The 5,541-nt window shown below is 59.4% G+C and carries 7 protein-coding genes and 2 pseudogenes; 2 read left to right on the plus strand and 7 right to left on the minus strand.

What is annotated here, in order from left to right; all coding sequences use genetic code 11:
* From VMS83_RS10020 to VMS83_RS10040, 5 genes and pseudogenes are all read right to left on the minus strand, one after another.
* Positions 1 to 735: pseudogene (locus VMS83_RS10020) on the minus strand (phosphoglycerate mutase); the annotation flags it as partial.
* 129 nt (positions 736 to 864) lie between these two features.
* Positions 865 to 1,473: a 30S ribosomal protein S3ae gene (locus VMS83_RS10025; protein ID WP_325412376.1), complete on the minus strand. Its 609-nt coding sequence runs from the start codon at positions 1,471 to 1,473 to the stop codon at positions 865 to 867.
* Between the two features lie 20 nt (positions 1,474 to 1,493).
* Entirely contained in the window at positions 1,494 to 1,745 is a 252-nt protein-coding gene (locus VMS83_RS10030) for a KEOPS complex subunit Pcc1 (RefSeq protein ID WP_325412378.1), read from the minus strand.
* A complete protein-coding gene (locus VMS83_RS10035) occupies positions 1,742 to 2,959 on the minus strand; it encodes a DHHA1 domain-containing protein (protein WP_325412380.1) in 1,218 nt (405 codons plus the stop codon). The genes VMS83_RS10030 and VMS83_RS10035 overlap by 4 nt, the downstream gene beginning before the upstream one ends.
* A gap of 25 nt (positions 2,960 to 2,984) precedes the next feature.
* Positions 2,985 to 3,443: a 30S ribosomal protein S15 gene (locus tag VMS83_RS10040; RefSeq protein WP_325412382.1), complete on the minus strand. Its 459-nt coding sequence runs from the start codon at positions 3,441 to 3,443 to the stop codon at positions 2,985 to 2,987.
* A 244-nt stretch (positions 3,444 to 3,687) separates the two neighbouring features.
* Between VMS83_RS10040 and VMS83_RS10045 the strand changes: the two genes are divergently transcribed.
* The gene (locus tag VMS83_RS10045) at positions 3,688 to 4,422 is read left to right on the plus strand and encodes a hypothetical protein (RefSeq protein WP_325412384.1); all 735 of its coding nucleotides are present in this window, start codon (positions 3,688 to 3,690) and stop codon (positions 4,420 to 4,422) included.
* 52 nt (positions 4,423 to 4,474) lie between these two features.
* Positions 4,475 to 4,672 (plus strand): hypothetical protein, encoded by a 198-nt coding sequence (locus VMS83_RS10050; protein ID WP_325412386.1) that lies wholly within the window; start codon positions 4,475 to 4,477, stop codon positions 4,670 to 4,672.
* 191 nt (positions 4,673 to 4,863) lie between these two features.
* Here VMS83_RS10050 and VMS83_RS10055 read toward each other — a convergent pair whose 3' ends face one another.
* Together VMS83_RS10055 and VMS83_RS10060 are read right to left on the minus strand one after the other, a co-directional pair.
* Positions 4,864 to 5,277 (minus strand): Zn-ribbon domain-containing protein, encoded by a 414-nt coding sequence (locus tag VMS83_RS10055; RefSeq protein WP_325412388.1) that lies wholly within the window; start codon positions 5,275 to 5,277, stop codon positions 4,864 to 4,866.
* Positions 5,278 to 5,293: 16 nt separating this feature from the next.
* Positions 5,294 to 5,541 (minus strand): annotated as a pseudogene (locus VMS83_RS10060) (GTP-binding protein); the annotation flags it as partial.

Raw genomic sequence — 5,541 nt, forward strand, 5'->3', positions numbered from 1 at the left:
GCCGTATTTTCTCTCAAACGGCTCGAAATTGCCCATCTCGCCGGCCCCCCGCATCAGCACGAGGTTCGCCGGGTTTTCGCCCCGTTCCAGGCGTTCGCGGTTTACCGGGTGCTCCGCGAGGATCTCCTGTGACTGGCGCACGAACTCGTTGCAGATGTCTGCGGTCTTTTTGTCCTCCGCCCGGGCCCGGACCGGGGTGATCGCGGGCGGGGCTGCATGGTCCTTTTTCGGATCGTTTGAGGAGACGCAGTGGCCCAGCCCCCTGCCCCTGAACGCGAGCGCTGCCCGGTGGCCTGCACCGGACCGGAAGACAAACTCCACGCAAAAGGAAGAGAGATCAACTCCTTCCTGCACCGCCTGCGAGAGGGCTCTTGTGTCCGCGATCCGCCCGGCCCTCCGGTCGGTCACGAGCCCCCCGGGCGAGAGCGTGGCATAGTTGCACCGGAACCCGATCATGCCCGGCTCCATCCGGATCCCCGAGCCTGCGCATTCAAGCGGTCCCCGCCCGGTGTAATGGGTGTGGGGGTCGTACCCGAGCAGGGCGAGGTGTGCGGTGTCCGAGCCCGGGCGGACGCCGGCGGCGATCGTGTCCATGATCCCGCAGATCCCCCCGGCGGCAAGCCGGTCGAGAACGGGATGGTGCGCCGCCTCAAGGGGTGTCTTTCCGCCCAGTTCCAGGCACGGCCGGTCGGACAACCCGTCAATGACGAGAAAGAGGATCCTGTGGGCGGTCATTCTTAGGGATGGTAGGACGCGCGGATTAATTATGTTTCCCGGTTTTTTGGCCTTCACGCGGACACCCCGGGGTCATCCGGAGAAATGGTGGGCAGGTAAACCGTAAAAGAAAAAAGGAGGTGACGGGTATTACTTGGCCGGGACGACCGCTGCTGCGGCCGGCTCGACCTTGGACTTGATGATCTCGACCCGACGGGTGGGGTAGAGGGTCTTTACGACCTTGAAGAGGTCGCGGGAGATCTCTCCGGAGACAACGCCGTTGACGAGTGCATTCAGGTCCCATGCCTGTGCCTGTGCGGCAAGGCTGGCCATGATCGCGTTCCGGAGTGCGTGCTCCTGGGCGATGTTGGCACGTGCGAAGGTGTAGCAGCTGATCGTGAGCCGGACCTTCTTGTTGTCCTTGGTGACGACCTGCACGTGGCAGTCAACGCGGGAGCTGCGGCGCTTGACCAGTGACCGCAGGTAGTCGCGGGTCACTTCGTGGCCGACAAACTCGGTGTAGGCTGCGTCTCCGGTAACTTCTGCAACCTTGAAGCTCATCTTGATATGCTGCTTGGCGTAGTCGTTGGTGATCTCGCCGAGCGTTGCCTGCATGATCCGGCCCTTGACGGTGTCCACATCGCTTGCAATGGTGTCACCGATATACGCCTTGCCGAGGTTGTCGGGGGTGTATACCTTGAACCAGCTCTTGGCTTTCCAGCCTTCAACTCTTCTTCCAACCTGTTTCTTCTTTGCCATGGTTTCAACTCTGTGCTTTTTTATTCCCTCTGTTCTGCGTTCTTCCCTTTGTTTCGCGGAAGGGTGGTTGTCTCGTCCGCGATTGCCAGATTCATGAGATAGTCGTCCACGGATGCGATGACCGACCGGATCGGGGAACCTTCGATCATGGTGGTGACCCGGTTCCCGTTAGCGGTGGTGGTCATACCCCTGAGATTGTCGGGTGCAAGGGATGCTGCCACGCCGGGTGCGTCGTCGTGGGTGGTGGCGATGAGGCCGCGTACCTGCATCATGCGGCAAGCCTCTCATGCCATCCCTTCACGAACGCTCCCAGCCGGTCGCAGGGGATTGTAGCCCCTGCCCGGGTGTGGTGTCCCCCGCCATTTCCGCCGCATGTCGCAGCGAGTGTGCGGACCAGCGGTCCGAGATCGGCAGTGACACCGCGGGGCAGGCGGGCCGAGATCCGGCAGTCTTCCCCGTACCGTGCGTACACGAGCACCGGTGCCTGCTGGACCCGGTCCCGGGCGAGCACATCGGCGATATCGCTTGCAAGCATTGCATCGCTGCACTCATAGACCGCTGTGCCCTCCTCTGCCGGTTGGACTTTGCCGAGCGCACCGATCACATTGAGGTGGTGCCGCCGGGTTACCTCCCAGGCCTGCTCGATCTCCACCGAGGAGCGCAGGCAGAGTGCCACCGCAAGATCCCCGTGGCCGGATTTGCCACAGGCATCGATGACCGCCGTGAGTGCGTGTGCGTCCTCGATCACCTCGCGCTGGAGGTGGATCGTATCGCCGTAAAGCAACCCCAGGCCATCAGCGGAGGTCTGCGGTGCTGCTGTGAGCACTGCAAGGCTGAGCAGAATATCCGTCTTCAGCCCGTTATCTCCCTGGGCCGGGGCGAGCAGGTCTGCGACCGCGGAATCACAGCCGCTGATCCCTTCGAGATAGGGGCGTGTGGCAAGCACCCACCTTTCCGCCATATCGCGGCCGGCGAGCGTCATGCCCTTGTCCGGCACGAGGATCCCGTTTGCCACTCCCTCGTTGAAGATCTCGAGGTTTTTCCCGGCAAAGGCCTGGCCGTCACCAATGATACCGGGGATCACCAGACCGGCGAGATCCCGGTTGTCCCCCATCTCCTGGGCAACGATATAGGCCATGCCGGCTGCGGAGAGCTCCCGGTCGCCATCGATCTTTTCCAGGCGCGGGTTTGCGTGGAACTGCCCGCCAAAGAGCGGGAGGTGGTGGTCCACGACGATCGTCTCAAGCGGCAGGTCTTCCTTTCCGGACCCCAGATCGCACAGGAGTGTTGCCGCATCGTGCGAGAGCCCCTCTGCGGGGATATCGGCGCAGACCCGGAGCCGGAACCGGATCCCGGCCCGGAGCATCGCGTTGCAGAGGATAGCCCCTGCTGCGATGCCGTCGGCGTCATGGTGGGCGTATACCTCCACGAACTGCTGACGCCGGATCTGGTCTGCAACGATTTTAGCGGCTTCTTCAAGCGACATGGGCATCCCCGGACGATATATCTCTTTATCTGGACAGCAGGATCTCGGCGTTCTCCGGTTTGTAGGTGAAGCCAGCGGCGAGCTTTTTGGTGCCGGTGTAGTACTTCACGAGACGGCGGATCTTTGCCTCGACAAGGTGGAGCTGCCTCTTGTTGTGCAGGTCCTTGGGGTTCTCGCCCAGGTGCTTGCGCAGGCCCAGTGCCTTGATCATCAGGTCGCGAAGATCCTCGGGGATCTCGGAGCTGATTTTGTTCTCTTTTAAGATATCGCCGATGCGCCTGCCGGTGACCATCTTGACATCGGGAACACCGTAGCGGTCCCGCAGGATGAGGCCGATCATACTTGCGGATGTACCCTCCTTGCGGAGATCGACAATGAGCTTCTCGATTGCTGCCTTGTCCGTGTTGGACCACGAGGGCGCTTCCTTACGCGCCGGCCGCACCGAGCTTGATTTTCCTCTTCTTCTGGCGTGCATTCGTGCCATGGTTATACCTCCGGTAACGAATTTTGTGTAAGTCCAGAAAAGTGCAGTATATGCCTACTGACTCTCTGTAATCCCAAAGCCTGACGTTTTGAGGCCGTGCCAGAAAAGGCACGTCGGACTTACATCTGTCAGCACCTGTTTTAAAAGTGCTATCTTACTATTTTGTCCTTCACGTATTAAGGATAGCGTAAAAAAGCCGGGCCCGCACCTTTTTACCGTACAAGACAATAATGGGGATGATACGATGGACGAGAACGACCGTGCCCTGCCCGAGGGAATTGTCATCCGGATCCGGGATTGTTTCTCCGTGCGGTACATCCAGTCTGCGGCCCTCTTCTGCCGCATGGGGTATGAGCTGGAGGAGACGTACCGGAATACCGGTACGCTCACGGCCGGACAGCAGCTCCGGCACGAGGCGTTTACTCTCAACGCCCTCTTCTCCACGGTGGCCTTCCTCGAATCCACCATAAACGAGCTCTGGTCCGATGCGGCGGACAACGCGTATTTCTATGTTGACGAATCCACCGAGGCCCTGCTCCGGGCGATTGGGGAGAAGTGGAGAAACGAGAACTATTTTGACCGGACCCCGCTCCCCGCAAAATACCAGAAGATCCTCGAAATAGGAGAAAAACCGCTCTTTTTGGAAGAGGACCCGGACTTTTCCGGGATAAAAGACCTGATCGGGATCCGCAACTACCTGATGCATTACCGGCGTGAGTGGGTGGAGATCCGTGCCGGGGAAACAGCCGGCGCCGGCCGCGAGACCCATGCGGAGAAGCTCGGGCGGCTTCTGGTGAACCGGTTTGCCGAGAACCCGCTTGCGGCAAAGAACCTCCCCTTTTTCCCGGACCGGTGCCTCGGCCACGGGTGTGCCGAATGGGCAGTTACGACCAGTCTCTCGTTCACCGACCGGTTCTTCCGGGCGCTCGACCTGCCTGCCCCCTACGAGGGGATACGGGACGATCTGGCGACCCGGTGACCGGGTGTATCCCTGCCTTTTATCAGAGTGTATCGTGTAATGTAAAGAGAGCATGACGCAAAAGACGCGGAACTTACCCCTGATGGTAGTCCTCCTCGCCCTTGTGGAGGGACTGGCTATCTACATCAATCTGGTGGTACATCCTGACAGTCAGCCCACCCTCACTATCGTTATCGCTATTCTTTTTGCCATCGCAAGCGGATTCGGTGTATGGTATGCCACAAAAGTTCGTGGTATAATTTGGTCCTGACAAATGCAGGGATCCCCCTAAAACGACGATATCCACAATTTTAAGCGGCCCTTTACCCCGGGGCCGGGAGACGCCGTACCTGAGATTTTTCTGGCACTTTTCTCCCGGAGGGAACGCCGGGTGTCTGCAGAGCCATAAAAACCAAAATTTTCATAAAAAAAGAAAAGGTTCCGGCCAAGGACCGGGAGATGTTATCGTTTCTTTGCCCTCTTTTTCTTCGGCTCGTCCTTTGCCATGGACATGAGGTCGATGATGTAACTGCCCTCTTCTCCCCCGACGCCCACGATCCGTTCATCGCTTTTTGCCATCTTCTCGATGTTGAGCTCGTAGGAGCCCGGGCCCACGATCCGGATCGTCTCGACCCGGTCGAACATCTCGACCTCTTTTTTGGCCCTGCCCTTGACCTGGGGCTCAACGACTTCGAGGATCTCCTCTTTGGACTCGTCCTTGATCTCCTCGATCGACTTCTCCTCAAAGACGTCCTTGTTGATATCTGCTTCCTTGACGTAGAGGAACTTCTTGCCGCCGCAGCTTGCGCATCCCTTGAGGATCTCCGTGGACCCGTCCTTGTACTCCCTGCCGCATTTGGTGCACTTGTGTGGCATGATTCCTCCGGGACCTTTACGCGAAGTTCTGGATCATCTTCTCGTATAACTCTTCGGTATTCCTGCCCTCAAGTCCTGAGATGGCGACCACGGGGTGCTGGGGGAAGGCGCTCCTGATCCGGGCCGGCGCCGCCTCGGGCAGGTCGATCTTGTTGGCCACGATGATCACCGGCAGTTTCCGGCTCTCGATGATCCCGATCATCATGATGTTGACCTGCATGAAGGGGTCAACGGTCGAGTCCAGCATGTAGATAACGCCGTCGA

The organism is Methanoregula sp., from assembly GCF_035543475.1.
In the GTDB taxonomy this organism is placed as follows: Archaea; Halobacteriota; Methanomicrobia; order Methanomicrobiales; family Methanospirillaceae; genus Methanoregula.